The organism is Curtobacterium sp. MCLR17_036 (assembly GCF_003234445.2).
GTDB lineage: Bacteria > Actinomycetota > Actinomycetes > Actinomycetales > Microbacteriaceae > Curtobacterium.
Genome location: NZ_CP126269.1, coordinates 2,984,786 through 3,002,904, shown reverse-complemented (window position 1 = coordinate 3,002,904; position 18,119 = coordinate 2,984,786). Strand labels below are relative to the sequence as shown.

The 18,119-nt window shown below is 72.8% G+C and carries 18 protein-coding genes; 7 read left to right on the top strand and 11 right to left on the bottom strand.

The genetic code is table 11. From position 1 onward, the window contains the following. Nucleotides 1-147 precede the first annotated feature (147 nt). The 3 genes from DEI99_RS14075 to DEI99_RS14065 are packed head-to-tail and all read right to left on the bottom strand — an operon-like array spanning nucleotide 148 to nucleotide 3,227. The gene (locus DEI99_RS14075; protein ID WP_071262727.1) at nucleotides 148-966 is read right to left on the bottom strand and encodes a carbohydrate ABC transporter permease; all 819 of its coding nucleotides are present in this window, start codon (nucleotides 964-966) and stop codon (nucleotides 148-150) included. A gap of 12 nt (nucleotides 967-978) precedes the next feature. Beyond that, nucleotides 979-1,929 (bottom strand): carbohydrate ABC transporter permease, encoded by a 951-nt coding sequence (locus tag DEI99_RS14070; protein ID WP_284180865.1) that lies wholly within the window; start codon nucleotides 1,927-1,929, stop codon nucleotides 979-981. Then, on the bottom strand, nucleotides 1,926-3,227 hold the full coding sequence (locus DEI99_RS14065; protein ID WP_284180864.1) for an ABC transporter substrate-binding protein: 1,302 nt from the start codon (nucleotides 3,225-3,227) through the stop codon (nucleotides 1,926-1,928). Before DEI99_RS14065 ends, DEI99_RS14070 begins: the two co-directional genes overlap by 4 nt. Nucleotides 3,228-3,324: 97 nt before the next feature. Here DEI99_RS14065 and DEI99_RS14060 point away from each other — a divergent pair, with 97 nt between their 5' ends. Together DEI99_RS14060 and DEI99_RS14055 are read left to right on the top strand one after the other, a co-directional pair. Beyond that, entirely contained in the window at nucleotides 3,325-4,359 is a 1,035-nt protein-coding gene (locus DEI99_RS14060; RefSeq protein WP_258369564.1) for a LacI family DNA-binding transcriptional regulator, read from the top strand. A 606-nt stretch (nucleotides 4,360-4,965) separates the two neighbouring features. After that, nucleotides 4,966-6,747: a class I mannose-6-phosphate isomerase gene (locus tag DEI99_RS14055; RefSeq protein ID WP_111042708.1), complete on the top strand. Its 1,782-nt coding sequence runs from the start codon at nucleotides 4,966-4,968 to the stop codon at nucleotides 6,745-6,747. 143 nt (nucleotides 6,748-6,890) lie between these two features. Here DEI99_RS14055 and DEI99_RS14050 read toward each other — a convergent pair whose 3' ends face one another. The 3 genes from DEI99_RS14050 to DEI99_RS14040 all read right to left on the bottom strand — a co-directional run bounded on the left by DEI99_RS14050 (nucleotide 6,891) and on the right by DEI99_RS14040 (nucleotide 9,837). Continuing rightward, nucleotides 6,891-7,814 carry an ROK family protein gene (locus DEI99_RS14050; RefSeq protein ID WP_220037175.1) on the bottom strand — a complete coding sequence of 308 codons (924 nt, stop codon included), beginning with the start codon at nucleotides 7,812-7,814 and terminating at the stop codon, nucleotides 6,891-6,893. Then, nucleotides 7,811-9,040: a glycoside hydrolase family 76 protein gene (locus tag DEI99_RS14045; protein WP_181434509.1), complete on the bottom strand. Its 1,230-nt coding sequence runs from the start codon at nucleotides 9,038-9,040 to the stop codon at nucleotides 7,811-7,813. Before DEI99_RS14045 ends, DEI99_RS14050 begins: the two co-directional genes overlap by 4 nt. Nucleotides 9,041-9,195: 155 nt before the next feature. Next, nucleotides 9,196-9,837: a GntR family transcriptional regulator gene (locus tag DEI99_RS14040; protein ID WP_111042710.1), complete on the bottom strand. Its 642-nt coding sequence runs from the start codon at nucleotides 9,835-9,837 to the stop codon at nucleotides 9,196-9,198. A 96-nt stretch (nucleotides 9,838-9,933) separates the two neighbouring features. Between DEI99_RS14040 and DEI99_RS14035 the strand changes: the two genes are divergently transcribed. Genes DEI99_RS14035 through DEI99_RS14025 form a run of 3 tightly spaced genes read left to right on the top strand, consistent with a single transcriptional unit; the run spans nucleotide 9,934 to nucleotide 12,774 of the window. Continuing rightward, complete coding sequence (locus DEI99_RS14035) at nucleotides 9,934-10,659, top strand: DUF969 domain-containing protein (protein WP_258369566.1); 726 nt, start codon at nucleotides 9,934-9,936, stop codon at nucleotides 10,657-10,659. Continuing rightward, nucleotides 10,656-11,726 (top strand): DUF979 domain-containing protein, encoded by a 1,071-nt coding sequence (locus DEI99_RS14030; protein ID WP_111042712.1) that lies wholly within the window; start codon nucleotides 10,656-10,658, stop codon nucleotides 11,724-11,726. The genes DEI99_RS14035 and DEI99_RS14030 overlap by 4 nt, the downstream gene beginning before the upstream one ends. Then, nucleotides 11,713-12,774, top strand: a complete 1,062-nt coding sequence (locus DEI99_RS14025; protein WP_258369567.1) for a DUF2891 family protein — start codon at nucleotides 11,713-11,715, stop codon at nucleotides 12,772-12,774. The genes DEI99_RS14030 and DEI99_RS14025 overlap by 14 nt, the downstream gene beginning before the upstream one ends. Before the next feature lie 42 nt (nucleotides 12,775-12,816). Here DEI99_RS14025 and DEI99_RS14020 read toward each other — a convergent pair whose 3' ends face one another. From DEI99_RS14020 to DEI99_RS14005, 4 genes are all read right to left on the bottom strand, one after another. Then, nucleotides 12,817-13,119: a putative quinol monooxygenase gene (locus tag DEI99_RS14020; protein WP_111042713.1), complete on the bottom strand. Its 303-nt coding sequence runs from the start codon at nucleotides 13,117-13,119 to the stop codon at nucleotides 12,817-12,819. A 64-nt stretch (nucleotides 13,120-13,183) separates the two neighbouring features. Continuing rightward, on the bottom strand, nucleotides 13,184-14,068 hold the full coding sequence (locus DEI99_RS14015) for a 5-oxoprolinase subunit C family protein (protein ID WP_111042714.1): 885 nt from the start codon (nucleotides 14,066-14,068) through the stop codon (nucleotides 13,184-13,186). Continuing rightward, nucleotides 14,065-14,694 carry a 5-oxoprolinase subunit B family protein gene (locus tag DEI99_RS14010; RefSeq protein WP_111042715.1) on the bottom strand — a complete coding sequence of 210 codons (630 nt, stop codon included), beginning with the start codon at nucleotides 14,692-14,694 and terminating at the stop codon, nucleotides 14,065-14,067. Before DEI99_RS14010 ends, DEI99_RS14015 begins: the two co-directional genes overlap by 4 nt. Further along, a complete protein-coding gene (locus DEI99_RS14005; protein ID WP_111042716.1) occupies nucleotides 14,691-15,452 on the bottom strand; it encodes a LamB/YcsF family protein in 762 nt (253 codons plus the stop codon). The genes DEI99_RS14010 and DEI99_RS14005 overlap by 4 nt, the downstream gene beginning before the upstream one ends. 180 nt (nucleotides 15,453-15,632) lie before the next feature. Between DEI99_RS14005 and DEI99_RS14000 the strand changes: the two genes are divergently transcribed. Continuing rightward, on the top strand, nucleotides 15,633-15,803 hold the full coding sequence (locus DEI99_RS14000) for a hypothetical protein (RefSeq protein ID WP_181434510.1): 171 nt from the start codon (nucleotides 15,633-15,635) through the stop codon (nucleotides 15,801-15,803). Here DEI99_RS14000 and DEI99_RS13995 read toward each other — a convergent pair. Continuing rightward, nucleotides 15,775-17,025, bottom strand: coding sequence for a glycosyltransferase (locus DEI99_RS13995; RefSeq protein WP_181434511.1), 1,251 nt, complete (start codon nucleotides 17,023-17,025; stop codon nucleotides 15,775-15,777). The genes DEI99_RS14000 and DEI99_RS13995 overlap by 29 nt on opposite strands. An 84-nt stretch (nucleotides 17,026-17,109) precedes the next feature. Between DEI99_RS13995 and DEI99_RS13990 the strand changes: the two genes are divergently transcribed. Next, complete coding sequence (locus tag DEI99_RS13990) at nucleotides 17,110-18,093, top strand: NAD-dependent epimerase/dehydratase family protein (RefSeq protein ID WP_111042731.1); 984 nt, start codon at nucleotides 17,110-17,112, stop codon at nucleotides 18,091-18,093. Nucleotides 18,094-18,119: the final 26 nt, after the last annotated feature.

The window sequence follows — 18,119 nt, the reverse complement described above, 5'->3', positions numbered from 1 at the left end:
TGGTCGGGCTGAGGGCCTGAGGGGCGGCCGGCCGGGGTCAGGCGGTCGGGCTGGCGGTCGGCCGGTTGGGGTCACGCCGTCGGGCTGGCGGTCGGCCGGTTGGTCGGGGTCAGGCCGTCGGGCTGGCGGTCGGCCGGTCGGTCGGGGTCAGGCGGTCGGGTTCAGGCCGCGGGCGAAGAACCGCTGGAACGCGAAGAACACGATCACCGTGGGCAGCGACGCGACGAGTGCACCGGCCAACGCGACCGGTGGTCCGTACGTCGAGTAGTTGCCGGTCAGGTCGGCCAGGGTCGCCATCACCGGCCTGATGTTCGGACTCGACGAGAGCGTCAGGCCGAACAGCAGGTCGTTCCAGATCCAGGTGAACTGGAACACGAAGGCGGCGAGCAGTGCGCTGGTCGACAGCGGCAGGTGGACCTGGAAGAACATCCGCACCCACCCGGCGCCGTCCAGCGACGCGGCCTCGCGCACCTCGTTCGGCAGGCCGGTCATGTGCCCGCGCACGACGAAGAACGCGAAGGGGATCGTCAGTGCCACGTAGACGAGCAGCATGCCGTACTGGGTGTCGAACAGCGACGCGGCCGCGTACCCGGTGAAGAGCGGGGACAGGAACGCCTGCAGCGGCAGGATCGTGCCGATGTAGATCACCCAGAACCACAGCGTCGGGCGCCGCACCGGCATGATCGTCACCGCGAACGAGGCGAGCGCGGCGATGAACACCGCGGCACCGGCGCCGACGACCGAGTAGAGCAGGCTGTTGGCCATGCCCTGGCCGACGTTGGCGTTCCGGAACGCGATGCCGATGTTCTCGAACAGCGACCACGAGGTGGGCCACCACGACGGCGTGCCCGAGTAGTCGGCGCCGCGGGTGAACGCGTTGACGACGAGCAGGTACGACGGGATCAGCCAGATGAGGGACACGACGATCAGCACGACCGTCAGGATCCGGCGGGAGGTCTTGGTCATCTCGGGCTCCTGCTAGTCGGTGGGACGGAGTTGCCGGCGGAGGTAGGCGTACGAGGCGACCACCACGACCAGGGTGAGGAAGACGGCCACGGTGGCGCCGGAACCGTAGCGGGAGAGCGTGAACGTCTCGCGGTACATCGTCAGCGCCAGGGTCTCCGACGCGGTGCCGGGACCGCCGTTCGTGAGCAGCAGCACCTGGTCGAACACCTTCAGGCTGCCGACGATCGAGATGCCGACGACGACCACGGTCATCGGACGCAGCTGCGGGAAGGTCACGGACCAGAACAGCCGCCAGCCGGAGGCGCCGTCGATCTGCGCGGCCTCGAGCGTGTTCGGCGGGATGGACTGCAGGCCGACCAGGAACAGGATCACGCACGCCCCGGTCGCCTGCCACGTCGTCGCGATGATCATCATCACGGTGTTGAGCGGCCACTGCAGCAGCCACTGCGACACCAGGCCGTCGAGCCCGAACGTCCGCAGCAGGGTGTCGAGGCCGCCGTCGGTCGAGAGCATGAAGGTCCAGACGACGGCGGTCGCCGAGCCGGAGATCGCGTAGGGCAGCACGATCGCGAACCGTGCCAGTCCGCCGAGCTTCAGCTTCCACGTCCCGACCGCGATCGCGAGCCCGATCCCGACGGGCAGCAGCAGGGTGCCGACCACCCACAGGAACGTGTTGAGTACCGACTGGCCGAACGCGGGGTCCGCGAACATCGCCCGGTAGTTCTCGAGGCCGACCCAGCTGCGGGTGAAGCCGTTGTCGTCGAAGAAGCTGCGGTAGATGGTGAACAGGAAGGGGGCGACGAGGAGCACCACGACGAGCACGACGGCCGGCGCGAGGAACACCCCGCCGGTGAGCCGCGCGCGCAGCGGCACGCGCTGCTGCGCCGTCGGGCGTCGGGTGGGAGCGGTGCGGGCCGCGGGGTCGACGGCCGTCTCGGGGACGGGCGGCTGGGTGAGGGTCATGCTGCGTTCCAGATCTTCCACTCGGTCCGGGCCCGGTTCTCCATCGACCGCAGGGTCGCGACCCCGTTCGCCTTCGACGGGTTCACCATGAAGGCGCCGAGGTCCTGCACGTTGCCCTCGACGAGCGGGGTGGGGGAGGCCTCCCAGTACCGCGTCAGCTGGACGGGGCGGGTGGCGGCGATGTCCTTCGCCAGGTCCTGCACCAGGTCGGACTTCGGCAGCGCGTCGGGGTTCGGACTCGTGTCGCCGAGGAACCCGACCCAGGCGGTCTGCACGTCGGTCGCGAGCCAGTTCTTCGCGACGTCGACGGCGGCCGCGTGCCGGTGGGCCTTGACGGGCACGGAGAGCGACCCGCTCTCGACGACGACCGCCGCAGGGGCGTCGCCCCGCGGCGGGACGCGGAAGAAGCCGATGTCGTCGTCGGTCAGACCGGCTGCGAGCAGGGTGTTGGCGAACCAGGTGCCGTAGAGCATCATCCCGAACTTGCCCTTGCCGACCAGGCCGGGCAGGTCGTTCGAGGTGACGTCGGGGGCGGAGAAGAACCCGTCCGCGTACATGCCCGACCAGAGGTCCATCGCCTCGACCGCCTGGTCGGCGGTGTACTCCGCCTTGTCGGTCGTCACGGCCTGGTAGTAGTCCGGATCGGTCGAGGCGAGCAGCTGCATGAACCAGATCTCGGCCTCCCACGTGGTGGCGCCGGGCGACAGGAACGGAGTGATCCCGGCGTCCTTCAGCTTCTGCGCGGCGTCCATCACCTCGTCGAAGGTCGTCGGCACCTGGATGCCGTGCTCGGCGAACGCCTTCTTGCTGTAGAAGACCGCGTAGTAGCTCTTGTAGAGCGGGACGCCGTAGGCCTTGCCCCGGTAGCTGAAGGACTCGCGCTGCCCGGGGTCGACCCAGCCGCGCCGCTCGACGTCGTCCCACACGCTGTTCAGGTCGGTGAGGATGTCGGCCCGGGCGATGTCCTGCAGGCGGTAGCCGTTCGTCCACTTGATGAGGTCCGTGGTGCTGTCGGTCTGCGCCGTCATCCGGATGATCTGCCCGTAGTTCGCGACGCTCGCCACCGAGCGCGACGTGATGCGGTACCCCGTGCGCTTCGCGAGCACCGCCGAGGCGGCCGCGTAGCCGGGGCCCCACGTCGGGTTGTCGCTGTTGAGCGTTACGGTGCCGGGCGCGGACGGCTGGGTGTCCGAGCCGCGGGCGCACGCTGAGAGGGCGAGTGCGAGCAGGCCGCCGCCACCGACGGCGAGTGCGGAACGGCGGGTCACGGCGGGCCCTCGGGAGAGCGGGTTCGGCATCGGACGATCCATTCGACGGTGAATTGATAACGTTACCAAGTGGAGCATACACGGCCGACGAACGGCCGCAAGTGGGCCGTCCGGTATACAGGGACGCATGCAGGCAGCCGAGGGACCCGAGCCGGGCCGCAAGGCCACGATGACCGTGAAGGACATCGCGCGGGTCGCCGAGGTGAGCCCGATGACCGTGTCCCGCGTGCTCTCCGGCGGCAAGAACGTCCGCCCGGCGCTCCGCGAGCACGTCGAGCGCGTCATCGCCGAGGTCGGCTACCACCGCAACGAGAACGCACGCAGCCTGCGCCCCGGGCAGCGGTCCGGCCTCGTCGGCGTGCTCATCACGAACATCGGCAACCCCTACTACGCGGGCGTCGTGCAGGGCATCGAGCAGGTCGTCGCCGCCACCGGCCGCCGCATCCTGGTCGGCACGACCAACGAGGACGGCGACCTCGAGCGGCAGCTGCTGTCGGACTTCCTCGGTCGCCAGGTCGAGGGCCTCATCGTCGTGCCCGTCGGCCAGGACGGCACCCGCTTCACGGCCGACCGGCTGAACGACGCGCCCGTCGTGCTCGCGTCGCGCACCGTCGAGGACGCCCCGGCCGACGCCGTGCTCATCGACGACGTCCGCGGCGCCCACGACGCCACCGCGATCATGCTCGACGAGGGCCACCGGCGGATCGCCTTCCTCGGCAACAAGGTCACGGTGTCGACCGGTCAACGCCGCCTCGCCGGGTTCCGCAGCGCCTTCGCCGAGCGCGGGTCCGAGCCCGACGAGCACCTGGTCGTCCTCGAGCTGCAGGACGCCGCCGCGGCCGAACAGGCGACGCGCCGGCTGCTCGGCCAGTCGGAGCCGCCGACCGCCGTCTTCGCGGCGAACAACCGGATCAGCGTCGGCGCCATCCGCGCGATCGCCGGAGCGGTCGCCGACGGCACGGTGGCTCGCCCGCCGCGACTCTTCGCCTTCGACTCGTTCGACTTCGCCGACATGGCGCCGATCCCGCTCTCGGTGATCGACCACGACCCCGCCGAGCTCGGCCGCGTGGCCGCGCGGATGCTCCTGTCCCGCCTGGACGGGAGCGCCGACGGCGAGGCGCCGCGCCGCGTCGAGCTGCCCGTCAGCATCGTGCACCACTGAGGCGGCGTGCACGTTCTGTCCCCTCGCGGGTGGAGTGGGAAGCCGTTCCGCGCGTAGAGGGCGAGAAAGATCGCCTCCCTACGCGCAGTCCTGCTCACCACGCGCGGAACTGCCGTCGGTGCGCGGGGTCTGCGCACAGGGCGGACGGGAGGCTCGTGGCGGGCTGGCACCGGGCCTCCCGTCCGGCGGGCGCGCACGTTCCGTCCCATCGCGGGTGGTGTGGGAAGCCGTTCCGCGCGTGGGGGGCCGGAAGAACCTGCTCCCTACGCGCGATCCTGCTCACCACGCACGGAACTGCCGCCAGCGAGCGAGGAGCGTACGCGGCGCGGACGGGAGGCTCGTGGCGGGCTTGCACCGGGCCTCCCGTCCGGCGCCACGCACGTTCTGTCCCATCGCGGGTGGTGTGGGAAGCCGTTCCGCGCGTAGGTGGTGAGAAGGAACGGCTTCCGACGCGCGGTTCTGCTCACCACGCGCGGAACGACCGCCGACGCGCGGAACTGCACCCGGGGTGAACGGGTGTGCGCCGAGGGGCGCCGAGGTCCGAGGTTGCGGAGGAGCGCGGGTGCGGCGGTATGTTGGTAACGTTATCAGCGCGAAAGGGGTCCCATGTCCACCTTCCTGCCCACCGGTGTGACCGCCGGCCAGTACGACAAGGCTCCCGTCATCGAGCTGCCGCCGGGCCACGACGCCTGGGCCGGTCCGGATGCCTGGCGACGGCTGGCCGAGGTCCTCGCCGCGTCCGAGCACCACACCATGGCCGTCGACGCGTACCCGGGGTCGGACCTGGCGGGGCTCTGCCGTGCACTCACCGCGGCCGTGCCCGACGCCCTCGTCATCGACGTCGAGGACGCTGCCGCTCTGCCGAACGCCGAGATCGAGGAGCGCATCGCCGCGAACCTCACCGACGACCGCGTGTTCGGGGTGCTCGGGCACCAGGTCCTCGCTGACTTCTACGACGCCGGGCGCCTCGAGCAGGTCGCCGAGCGTGTCCGGTCGGCCGACGGCCCCGTGGTGGTGGTGGGTTGGGGCGCGACGCTCGTGCCGACCGCGTTCGACACGGTCGTGCTCGCCGACCTGGCGCGGTGGGAGATCCAGCGTCGGCAGCGGGCCGGGGCACCGAACTGGCGTGCCGACAACGGCGACGAGGACCAGCTCCGCAAGGTCAAGCGCGGCTACTTCGTCGAGTGGCGCACGGCCGACCGGCACAAGCGCGCCCTGCTCGACCGGATCGACCTCGTGCTCGACGCGAACGCCTCGATGGCCGAGGCCAAGCTCATCACCGGCGACACCTTCCGCGCCGGGCTCGAACTCGCGAGCCGGCGTCCGTTCCGCGTGGTGCCGTTCTTCGACCCCGGGGTGTGGGGCGGCCAGTGGATGAAGGAGGTCCTCGAGGTCGGCGACGCCGACAACTACGCGTGGTGCTTCGACTGCGTCCCCGAGGAGAACAGCCTGTTGTTCCGCATCGGCGACACCGTCGTGGAGCTGCCGGCGCTCGACCTGGTGTTCCGCCACCCGCGCGAACTGCTCGGCGCGAAGACCCACGCCCGGTTCGGCGCCGAGTTCCCGATCCGGTTCGACTTCCTGGACACCATGGACGGCGGCAACCTGTCGCTGCAGGTCCACCCGCTCACCGACTACATGCAGAACGTGTTCGGCATGCCCTACACGCAGGACGAGAGCTACTACCTGCTCGACGCCGCCGACGACGCCGTCGTGTACCTGGGCCTCCGTGACGACGCGGACCCGGACGAGCTGCAGGGCGCGCTCCGCTCGGCCTCGGCGGGTGAGGAGCCCTTCGCCGCCGACCGGTACGTGAACCGGTTCCCGGCCCGGAAGCACGACCACTTCCTCATCCCGGCCGGCACCGTGCACTGCTCCGGCGCCGACTCGATGGTCCTGGAGATCTCGGCGACGCCGTACATCTTCACGTTCAAGATGTGGGACTGGGGGCGGGTCGGCCTGGACGGCGTGCCGCGCCCGGTGCACCTCGACCACGCCTTCGCCAACATCCAGTGGGACCGCCGCACCGACTTCGCCCGCGACGAGCTCGTGAACCAGGTGACCGAGGTCGCTCGTGGTGACGGTTGGGTCGAGGAGCGCACCGGGCTGCACGAGCTCGAGTTCATCGAGGTGCGGCGGCACTGGTTCGACGGCGTCGTCCCGCACGACACCGACGGCACCGTGAACGTGCTCAACCTGGTCGAGGGTGCCGAGGCCGTGGTCGAGAGCCCCGACGGCGCCTTCGAGCCCTTCGTCGTGCACTACGCCGAGACGTTCATCGTGCCCGCGAGCGTCGGTCACTACACGATCCGGCCCTGGGGGGCCGGGGTCGGGCAGCGGCTCGGTACCGTGAAGGCCGCCGTGCGGGGGACCGGTCTGAGCGACTGACCGGGTCCGCGAGTCGACCCCGGGCGCCGGCTGCGGCCGCTGCCCGGGGTTCCCGCCCCGCTCCCGATGTCCGACGGCGGGCTGGACCGCGGGGGCCGGGCTGCACGCCGGACCGCAGGCCCCACCGCGGGCTGGGCCGCGGATCAGCGGCCGTCGTGCCCGGCGGCGCGGGCCCAGGCGACGGCGGCACCGACCAGTGGCGCCCTCGTCCCGAGCAAGGCGGCGACGACCGGGCCGTCGTCCGCGCGAGTGTCCGGCGCGATCGTGTCCCGGAGCGGGCCGCCGACGACGTCCCACGACCGGGCGATCGACCCACCGACGACCACACGGTCCGCGGCGAACCGCTCGACCCACGGCCGCAGTGCGGTGCCGAGGGCGCGGGCCGCCCGGTCGACGACCTCGGCGGCGAGCCGGTCGCCCTGTCGCGCGAGGGCGCAGAGCTCCTCGACGGTGCGGTCACGGCCCGCGGCTGCGCGGTAGGCGTCTCGGAGGGCGGGGGAGGAGAAGGTCGCCTCGAGCGGGCGTCCGTCGATCGTCAGCCGGTGCACCTCGCCCTCCTCCGGCACCCGGTCGCCGGTGCTGACCTCGACGCCGTCGTGCAGGAAGGCCGAGCCGACCCCGGTGCCGAGGGTGATGCAGACCATGCGCGGTGCCCGTGCGCCGGACCCGGCGGCCCACTCGCCGATGCCGTACGCGACGGCGTCGTTGCAGAAGCGGACGTCCTCCGGTGCGACGTCGAGGCGCTCTGCGAGGGCCCGGCGCAGGTCGACGCCCGCCAGCGAGCGGAACTTTTCGACCCCGGCGAAGGTGCCGGTGCCCGCGGCGTAGTCGAACGGTCCGGGCATCGCGACGGCCCAACCCATCGGCGGAACCGTCGAGAGCAGCGACCGGGCAGGGGCGACGAGCTGGTCGAGCAGGACGTCGACCGGTGCGTGCGGGTCGACCGCCGAGCCGGCCTCGCGCTCGAGGGCGCCCACCGTCGCCGGGTCGACGAGCGCGGCCGTGACGTGGCTCCCGCCGACGTCCATGACGCCGACGGGAGCCCCGGTCGGGAGTGCGGTGGTCAACTGACCTCGCCGAGCCGGTCGGGCGACCACGCGAGGACGGCGAAGACCTGGATCATCGCGGCCTGGTCGAGCGTCGCGGCCGGGCGCGACCAGTCCGGATCGCCGCCGCCGCTCGGCTGGAAGTGGAACAGCCCAGTCGCCGGGTCGCGGTTGTCGCGCCAGGTGGCGGTCGCCCACTGCTCGGCGGCGGCGCGGTACGCGGGATCGTGCTGCACGGAGTCGAGCAGCAGCAGGTCCTTGACGTAGAACGCGTTGAAGACGGCCGGCTGCTGCTGCAGGCGGTCCTCCGCCGTCCAGTACCGCAGCGACGCCTTGGCGGCCGCGGCTGCCTGGCGCAGGTACTTCGGGTCGTCGGTGGCGCGGTACAGGATCGTGGCCGTCCCGATCATCGCGCCGGAGTTGTAGGTCCACAGCGTCGGGTCGACGGTGCCGTCGGGGCCGATGCTGTTCCGGTACAGGCCGGCGGACTCGCGCAGGCAGCGGTTGTTCCACTGGTACAGCTTCGTGCTCGTGCGCAGGTAGGACGCCTCGCCGGTCTCCTCGTACAGGTGCGCGGCGAGCTGTGCCGTGAGCCCGGTGACGTTCGCAGCGCGGACCGTGTTGTCCGGTCGGTCGATCCAGTCGGATCCGCCGGGGCAGGGCAGCGTCGCGTCGGTGTTCCAGCTGCGAGCAGCGACGTCGAAGGCGGCCTCGGCGCGGTCGAGGTACGCCGGGTCGTCGGTGGCCTGGTACTGGCTGACGAAGGAGAGGCCGACGACGGCGTTGTCGTCGTAGTAGACGTCACCGCCGGTGCCGAGCGGTGCGGGCAGGTACGACTCGTAGCCGGGGCGGCCTCCCGGGGCGACCGCGTGGTACCGCTCGAAGCCGTCCACCCGTGCAGCGGCGGAGTGCGCGTAGGCGGCGCCGGCACCGTCGATGCCCTGCAGGTCGAGCGCGGCCTGCGTGGCCTCGCGGTACTCCCAGAGGAACGAGTACGGGTTGCCGGTGCTCGTGTCCGTGTTCTCCCGGTACAGGCCGTGACCTGCGGAGCCGGTGTACAGGGCGTCCTGCATGGCGTCGTAGGTGGCGCTCGCGCGCTGCTGCCAGACGGCGTCCGCCGGTGCGGTCGCGGCGTCGGCAGCCTGGGGGGCGCCGACTCCGACGCCGACGGCGGCGACCCCGAGGGCGATCGCGGCGGCCGTGACCCGCACCCCGCGGACGGCGGTGCTTCGTGTCGAGCTGAGCATCGTTGCTCTCCTTCCCGTTGGTATCGTTACCATACGGGTCGGTCGCGCGGACGACAAGGCCCGGACGGTGTTCGCCTGCCGACCCGGGCGGACATGGTCGACGTCGTTCGACGGCGATCCTGTCGTTCCACGTCGACGCCCCGAGCCCCTCCCCGTCAGCCCGCACCCGTGGCCGACCGCAGCGCGCGCTCGGCGTCGTCGAGGTAGTCCTCGAGCAGCGCGGACGCGCCCGGGCGGTCGCCGGCGCGCAGCGCGTCGACGATCGCCTCGTTCCGCTCGACGAAGCCCGCGTGGAAGGACGCCGGGTCGTCGGTCGTCAGGAACGCCAGCCGCATCTCGGCGAGCAGTCCGTCCATCAGTCCCCACAGGCGCTCGCTCGGCACGGCCCGCACGAGCGCGGCGTGGAACCGGATGTCCGCCGTGCCGACCGCACGCCAGTCGCCGGTGGCTGCCGCGGCGCGTGCCTCGGCCACCGCGGCGGCGGCGTCGGCCAGCGCCGGAGCGGACGGGTCGCATGCGTGGACCGCCGCCTGCTCGAGCACGCGCCGCGCGGCGTACAGGTCGACGACGTCGGCGGTGGACAGCCGGCGGACGAACACCCCGCGGTTGAACACGTGCTCGACGAGCCGGTCCCGCGCGAGCAGCCGGAAGGCCTCGCGCAGGGTGTTGCGCGAGACGCCGAGCTGGTCGCTCAGCCGTTCCTCGGACAGCTGGGCTCCTGGGGCGAACTCCCCGTCCGCGATCATCGTGCGCAGTCGCGCCGCGGAGGACTCGGCGCCGCCGACGGTTCGGGTCATGCCGTCGATCCTGACACGATCCGGCGCGGGCTCGCGGGGGCGTGCTGTGTGACCGTCGTGTTACAGAGCAGAACGCCCTCTTGCGATTGTTGAACAATGCAGTCCAGACTGGCCCGCATGTTCGTCCTCATCGGCGTCGCCGTCGTCATCGTCGGGTTCGCGTTGCGCGTCAACGCGCTCCTCGTCGTGACCGTCGCGGGCATCGTCACCGCGGCCATCGGCGGGATCGGTCCCGTCGGCATCCTCACCGCCTTCGGCGACGGCTTCGCGTCGAGTCGCTCGGTCACGACCTTCGCGCTCGTCCTGCCGGTCATCGGTCTGATCGAGCGCTACGGCCTGCAGGACCAGGCGAAGCGCCTCATCGCGAAGCTCGACAAGCTGACGACGGGGCGCCTGCTCGCCGGGTACCTCGCCATCCGGCAGGTCACGGCAGCGGTCGGCCTGACCAGCATCGGCGGCCCGGCGCAGACCGTGCGCCCACTCGTGCACCCGATGGCCGAGGGTGCGGCGCTCAAGAAGTACGGCCGGATCGACGAGCGCATGCGCGAGAAGATCAAGGGCTACTCGGCGTCGTCCGACACCGTCGGGGTCTTCTTCGGCGAGGACGTCTTCGTCGCGGTCGGATCGATCCTGCTCATCACGACCTTCGTCGACTCGACCTACGGGCTCGCGCTCGAACCGATCGACCTCGCACTCTGGGCCATCCCGACCGGCATCGCCGCCCTGCTCGTGCACGGCACCCGGCTGCTGCTGCTCGACCGACGGCTCGACAAGATGGCGGCCGACGTGTCGCTCGCCCCCGGCACGGAGGTCCCGGCGTGATCACCAGCGAATGGCTCTACTGGCTCATCGGCGCGTTCTTCATCGCCGTCGCGGTCCTCATCGTCACGGACACCGCGCACGCGAAGCGCCTCGGCAACGCGGCGTTCTGGGGCATCCTCGGCCTGTCCTTCTTCTACGGCACCTTCGTCGCCGCGAAGACCGCGCCCTCGTGGGTGCTCGGCATCGCCGTCCTCGTCATGGTCGCCCTCGCCGGTCTCGGGTTCACCGGGACCACCAGCCGCACCCGGGTCGCGAGCATCCCCGGTGCCGGCACGGGCGCCGAGACGGGGCCGGCCGAACCGACGGGCGTCGCGACGAAGCCGTCCGCCAGCACGAGCGTCCTCGCCACCACCAGCCCCGACGAGCGTGCGGCGTTCGCGACCCGCTTCGGCAACAGGCTCTTCATCCCGGCACTGGTCGTGCCCGTGGTCGCCGTCCTCGTGGCGACGCTCGGCCCGCTGGTCCGGATCGGCGGCGAGCCACTGCTCGCCGAGGGCAGCGCGACCCTGACCGGCCTGGGCATCGGTTCGGTCCTGGCCGTGGTCGTCGCGGTGTTCGTCCTGCGCCCGCCGCGCATCGCCACCCCGGTCCGCGAGGGCGGCCGCCTGCTGCAGGCGATCGGCTGGGCGGCGCTGCTGCCGCAGATGCTGTCCACGCTCGGCATCGTCTTCACGCAGGCCGGGGTCGGCGACGCCGTCGGCACGATCATCAAGTCGGTCCTGCCCGAGGGCTCGCTGCTCGCCGCCGTGGTGATCTACTGCCTCGGCATGGCGCTCTTCACGATCATCATGGGCAACGCCTTCGCCGCCTTCCCGATCATGACCGCGGCGATCGGCTGGCCCGTCCTGGTGCAGGGCTTCGACGGCAACCCCGCCGCGATCTTCGCCATCGGCATGCTCGCCGGCTTCTGCGGCACCCTGGTCACGCCGATGGCCGCCAACTTCAACCTGGTGCCGGCCGCACTGCTCGAGATGCGGGACAAGTACGGCCCGATCAAGGCGCAGATCCCGACCGCCGCCGTCCTGCTCGTCGTCAACATGGGAGTCATGTACCTTGTCGCGTTCTGATGCCACCCCGATCGACCTGACCCGGGCTGCCTGGGCCGACCGCTTCGCGGCCGTCGCCGCCGAGAACACCACCCGCGAGTACCCGTACGCGGCGCACCACACCACGTCCGGTCCGGACGACCGGGCCCTGCCCGTCGAGCTCCACCCGGCCTTCGCCACGTCCTACGACTGGCACTCGTCCGTGCACATGCACTGGCTCGCCACGCGCCTGGTGGCGCACGGTCTGTCGGACGGTCTGGAGGCCCGGCTCACCTCGATCCTGCAGGCGCACCTCACGACGGATCACCTCGCGACCGAGGCGGCCTACCTGCGTGGGACACCGCACTACGAGCGCCCCTACGGCTGGGCCTGGCTCGCCCGGCTCGCCGCCGAGGTCTCGGCGTCCGAGGTGCCCGCGATCCGGCAGCTCGCGCCCGGCTTCGCACCCGTCGTCGACGTGCTCGAGGACCTCGTCACCCGGTGGGTCGACGGTGCCGCCCACCCGGTCCGGCACGGGGTGCACTCGAACTCGGCGTTCGGGCTGCTGCTCGTGCTCGAGGCCGCCCGGTCGCTCGGCCGGGACGCCCTCGCCTCGACGGTCGAGCGTGCCACGCGCGAGTGGTTCGGCGACGACGCCGGATGGCCCTTCGCGTGGGAGCGCAGCGGTCACGACTTCCTGTCGGCCGGGCTCGCCGAGGCCGACCTGGTGCGCGCGGTCCTGCCGGCCGACGAGTTCGCGACCTGGGCGCAGGCGTTCTTCGCCGAGGTGCAGCCGGGCGACGCGATCCTGCGGTCGACGGTGGTCCGCGACGAGAACGACCCGCAGCAGGTCCACCTGTTCGGCCTCGACCTGTCCCGTGCCGGCGCGGCACGCCGGATCGCGGACGCCCTGCGCGCCGACGGATCGCCCGGGGCGGGCGCGGGGATCGCGGGGCTGCTCGACGACGCGGCCGACCGGCTGCTGGCCTCCGGGCTCGCGGCGAGCGTCGGCGAGGAGTACTACTCGACGCACTGGCTCGCCAGCTTCGCCTGGGACGCGATGGAGGCCCGCGAGCACGTCGGGCGGTGACCCGGCTCTGGCCGGTCCAGCGGGGTCACCGCGCGCGAGCGCTCAGCCCAGCGGGATCGTCCGTGCGAAGGTGCGGGTGACGGGCGCCTCGGCGAGCAGCGGTCCGATGGCCGCCGATCCCTCGGGGGTGGCGCGCCAGGCGACGTAGGCGTCGTGGTCCGCCGCGGTGGTCCATGACTCGACGACGACCATGCGGGTCGGGTCGTCGTCGTCCACCAGGACCTCGAGCGACTCGTTGCCCGGGAACGACGCCGTCTGGGCGAGGGTCTGCCGGACGGCGGTCTCGACGGCATCGGCGGCGGCCTCGGGCTGGAACCGGACCTCGAGCAGGACGGTGATCGACATGTGGTGCCTTTCGTCGGGGATGTCCGAGACAACTCCCGACACCGCGTGGTTGTTCCGGCCCGGCCTACTCGACGATGCGGAACCGCATCCGGTCGCCCGGGCGCAGCTGCGCGGCACGGTCAACGGCTGTCGGGGTCAGCACCGCGACGACCGGGTAGCCCCCGGTGACCGGGTGGTCGGCGAGGAACAGCACCGGGAAGCCCTCGGGCGGTACCTGCAACGAGCCGGTCTCGACGCCCTCGCTCGGGAGCTCGTGGGCGACCGCGCGCTCGAACGGTGTCGCCGCCGTCGTGCGGACACCCACGCGGTCGCTGTCCGCGGTGACGTGGAACTCCTGGCCGGTCAGGGTCGCTCGACGGTCGGCGGTGAACCAGTCGTCGCGCGGACCGACGGTGACGTCGAGCAGGACGGGCTCGTCGGGCCAGCGGGGTGCCGGCTGCGGCACGGCGTCGACGTTCGGCCAGGACACCCGCGCGTCACCGACGGGCAGCACGTCCCCGACGGTCAGGGGTGGCGGGCCGAGTCGGGCGAGGGAGTCCCACGACCGGCTGCCGAGGACCGGGTCGACCGCGACGCCGCCGAGCACCGCGACGTAGGCGCGCAGCCCGACCGACGCCGTGCCGATGCGCAGGGTGTCGCCGGGCGCCAGGAGCAGGACCTCGTGCGACGCCGCGCCCCGGACGCTGCCGTCCGCGCGCTCGATCTCGACGGGGCAGGCCGCGCCGGCGGTGGCGGCGACCACGTACGCGTCCGCACGGAGCGCGACCGAGCCGAGCAGTGCCTCCAGGACGGCCGCGTCGGGACGGTTGCCGACCAGCCGGTTCGCGAGCGCCGCGGACCCGCGGTCGGCGGCGCCCGCCGCGCCGAGCCCCATGTCGCTGAAGCCGGGCCGGCCGAGGTCCTGGGTGGTCACGCCGTAGCCGACGTGCGTGACGGTGAGGGCGCTCATGCCCGACCCGCCTCGACGAAGCGGACTCGTGTACCAGCCGGCGCGAGGGCCGGCGGGTCGCGGTCGAGGGACCACATCGGCACCGTGGTGCGTCCGATCAGCTGCCACCCACCGGGCGAGACCCGCGGGTAGACGGCGCTGAACTCACCGGCCAGCGCCACCGACCCGCTCGGTACGGCGGTGCGGGAAGCCGGGCGGCGGGGGAGGTCGAGCGGGGGCTGCGAGCCGGTCAGGTAGCTGAACCCGGGGGCGAAACCGCAGAACGCGCTCGTCCAGACCTGGCCGGTGTGCCAGGCGACGAGCTCGTCCGGGGACATGCCGGTCAGGCCGGTGACGGCGTCGAGGTCTTCGCCGTCGTAGACCACCGGGACGACGAGCGCGGCGCCGTCGACCGCGGTCGCGGCGGCGACCGGGGCGATCCGCTGCAGGTCGGCCCGCAGGCGGGCGGCGTCGGTCGTGGCGGGGTCGAACCGGAGCAGCAGCGTCCGGGCGCCGGACACGACCTCGGTCAGACCGGGGACCGGGACCGCTGCCAGCCCCGTGCGGAACGCGACGACGTCGGGCAGGGAGTCGAACGTCGCGAGGAGCGCGGTCCGTCCCGCGGTCCGGAGGTCGGGGGCGGTCATCGCGCGAACGGGGTGATCCGGATGCCGTGCTCGGTGAGGAGCGCGCGGACGGCCCGGGCCATCGCGACCGCGCCGGGGGAGTCGCCGTGCACGCACACCGAGTCGGCGCGGACCGGGACGTCGGAGCCGTCGACCGCGGTCGCGACCCCGTCGGTGACCATGCGGAGCACGCGCGCCGCGACCTGGTCCGGGTCGTGCAGCACCGCGCCGGGTCGGCTCCGCGACACGAGCGACCCGTCGGGTTCGTAGGCGCGGTCGGCGAAGACCTCGCTCACCGCGCGGAGCCCGTGGCGCTCGGCGGCGAGCAGCAGCTCGGACCCCGGCAGCGCGAGCACCGCGAGGGACCCGTCGACGTCGGCGACCGCCCGGACCACGGCCTCGGCCTGCACCGGGTCGGCGCACGCGGTGTTGTAGAGCGCGCCGTGCGGCTTGACGTAGGTGACGGCCGTGCCGGCGACCCGTGCCGCGGCGGCGAGTGCGCCGATCTGGTGCACGACGTCGGCGTGGAGTTCGTCGGGCGTGACGTGGACCGGACGGCGGCCGAAGCCCGCGAGGTCGCGGTAGGCGACGTGGGCGCCGACGGCGACCCCGCGCTCGGCGGCGGCCCGCGCGGTGGCGAGCATGATCACCGGATCACCCGCGTGGGCACCACAGGCGACGTTCGCGCTCGACACCACGTCGAGCATCGCGGTGTCGTCGGCCGTGGTCCAGGCGCCGTAGCCCTCACCGAGGTCGCTGTTCAGGTCGATCGTCGTCACGAGGTCCCCTGTCGTCGCCGGAGTTGTTGAACAATCTAGCGAACGGTGCGGTCGGTGTCACCCGGCAGGGCAGCCCCGCGGCGCCGTCGTCGGCGGATTCCGAGGCACGGGCCGTACTGTCCGAGACCTCAGCACCGCCGGTGGCAGCGCCCCCGGACCGACCCTGCACTGGAGCAGCCCATGAGCGACAACGCCAGCACCCACGACGCCCCGAAGAACGACCCGGAGGGCACCGAGAAGCCGGGCGGCCTCGGCGACGACAACACCATCCCGAACGACCCCGACGGCCTGGCCGCCGGCCACACGGGCGACGACTCGCACTTCAACCAGGAAGAGGACGGCGACCAGTAGGCGGCGACGCCCCCTCGTCGCGCACAGCCGCCACGGCCTGCTCGTACACGTCGACCACGGCCGCGGTGGGCTGCGCGACGCGACCGCGGTCGGCGAGCACCGCCTCGCTCGCGCGGGTGACCGCATCCGGGTCGGCGCGGAGCCGACCGACCACGGCGGCGAGGCCGGCTGCGTCCGGGGTCGGGGCGAGGAAGCCGCCGCCCTCCGGCACGACCTCGGCCAGGTCGGGGTCGCAGTAGAGCACCGGCAGTCCGGTCGCGATCGCCTCGAGCATCACCATCGGCTGGTTGTCGAAGTCGAACGAGCTCGACACCAGCAGGTGCGCCGATCGCATGGCGTCGAGCACCCCGTCGTGCGGTGTCGAGCCGTGCAGGGTCACCGCTGCGCCCTCCGCGGCTCGGGCGACGTCGGCGCGGGCCACCCCGTCGCCGTGCACGTCGACCTGCACCCCCGGCGGGAACGCGTGCGCCGCCCGGACGAGCACGTCCGGACGTTTCTCGGGTGAGAGCCGCCCGACCCAGAGGATCCGCAGGGGTTCGTCGGCGCGCAGGGTCCGGGCCGGCACTGCGCCGATCGCATCGAGCACGCTCGTCTCGATGCCGTTGGTCAGCACCGTCACCGGCGTGCGGACGCCCTGGTCGACGAGCTTCTGCGCGAAGTGCCCGGACGGCACGACGACGTGCGTGGACGCCCGGGACTGCGCGAGCATGACCCTCCACATGCGCCGGCCGGTGCGTGTCCTCGTGTACGGCCGGTCACCGGCCACCCGGATGCCGGCGTGGCTGATCTGTCGACCGTGCAGGGCGGCGAGCAGGACGGTGGTGACCGCGGGGAGCGGCAGCACGTTCCGCGTGTAGACGTCGATCCGCCCGTGCATGGTGTGCACGACCGGCAGCCCGAGGTCGTGGGCGGCCCGGACGCCGCCGAGCGCCGCGAACATCTCGGAGTGGGTGTGCACGACCTCGATGCCGCGGGCGGCGAACTCGCGACGGAGCAGCCCACGGAGTCGTCGCGGCGACCACGCGAAGGGGTAGCCGTCCGGGCGGAAGACGGGGGAGACCGGCAGCCCCACGACACCGGGGGCCGTCGACGGCGTGGTGAGCGGGCAGAACACCGTCACCTCGTGTCCGGCCGCGGTGAGGGTCTCCGCGAGCGCGCGCACCGCGGTCTGGACGCCGCCGAGCGTCGGCAGGTAGTAGTCGGTGACGAGGGCGATCCGCACGTGGACGAGCCTAGACGGCGGCCCGGGGCGGGCAGCGAGCACCGGGCAGCGAGCACCGAGCGGCGGGCACCCTAGGATCGGAGGATGGGGGAGAACGTGCTCGTCACGGGCGCCACCGGGTTCCTCGGCGGCCACGTCGTGCGGGACCTGCGGGCGCACGGACACCGGGTGACCGCGGCCGGTCGGCGCGCGGACGCGCTGCCCGACGGGCCGGTGTTCGTCGGGGACCTCGACGACCTCGGCCGCTCGTCCGTCCCCGCCGACGTCGTCGTGCACTGCGCGGCGCTCTCGTCGCCGTGGGGTCGGTGGTCCGAGTTCGAGCACGCGAACGTCACCGGGACCGCGCGGGTGCTGCAGTACGCGCGACGCGTCGGCGCGCGCCGCATCGTGCACGTCTCCTCGCCCGGCGTCTACGCCGCGCCGCGGGACCGCCTCGGCATCCGCGAGCACGAGGTCGACCCGAGCCGGCCGATGAACCACTACATCCGGTCGAAGCTGCACGCCGAGTCGCTGCTCCGCGCGGCACGGGACGTCGAGGTCGTGGTCCTCCGCCCCCGCGGCATCATCGGGGCCGGCGACCCGGGACTGGTGCCCCGCCTGCTGCGGGTGCACGAGCGCGTCGGGGTGCCGCTGCTGCGCGGCGGCCGGGGTCTCGTCGACCTGACCGCCGTCGAGAACGTCGCACTCGCCGTCCGGCTGGCGATCGAGGTACCCGAGGCCGCCGGGCTCGCCGTCAACGTGACGAACGGAGACCCACGGCCCTTCGTCGACCTGCTCGACCAGTTGCTCACCGGGCTCGGGCTGCCGCTGCGGCACCGGTCGCTGCCGGCCGGGGCCGTGTACCGCGCGGCGGGCCTGCTCGAGGCGGTCTGCGGTGTGCTGCCCGGGCGGCCCGAACCCCCGGTGACGCGCTACACCGTCACGACGATCACGCACTCGCAGACGCTCGACATCACCCGGGCGCGCGAGGTCCTGGGCTACGAGCCGATCGTCGGCCTCGACGCCGCCCTGGCCAGCTACGCGTCGGCCGGTCGCACGGCGACGACCCCTGGGAGCGCCGGTGGGTAGCCTCCGCGCGTTCGCCTGCGGGTCGA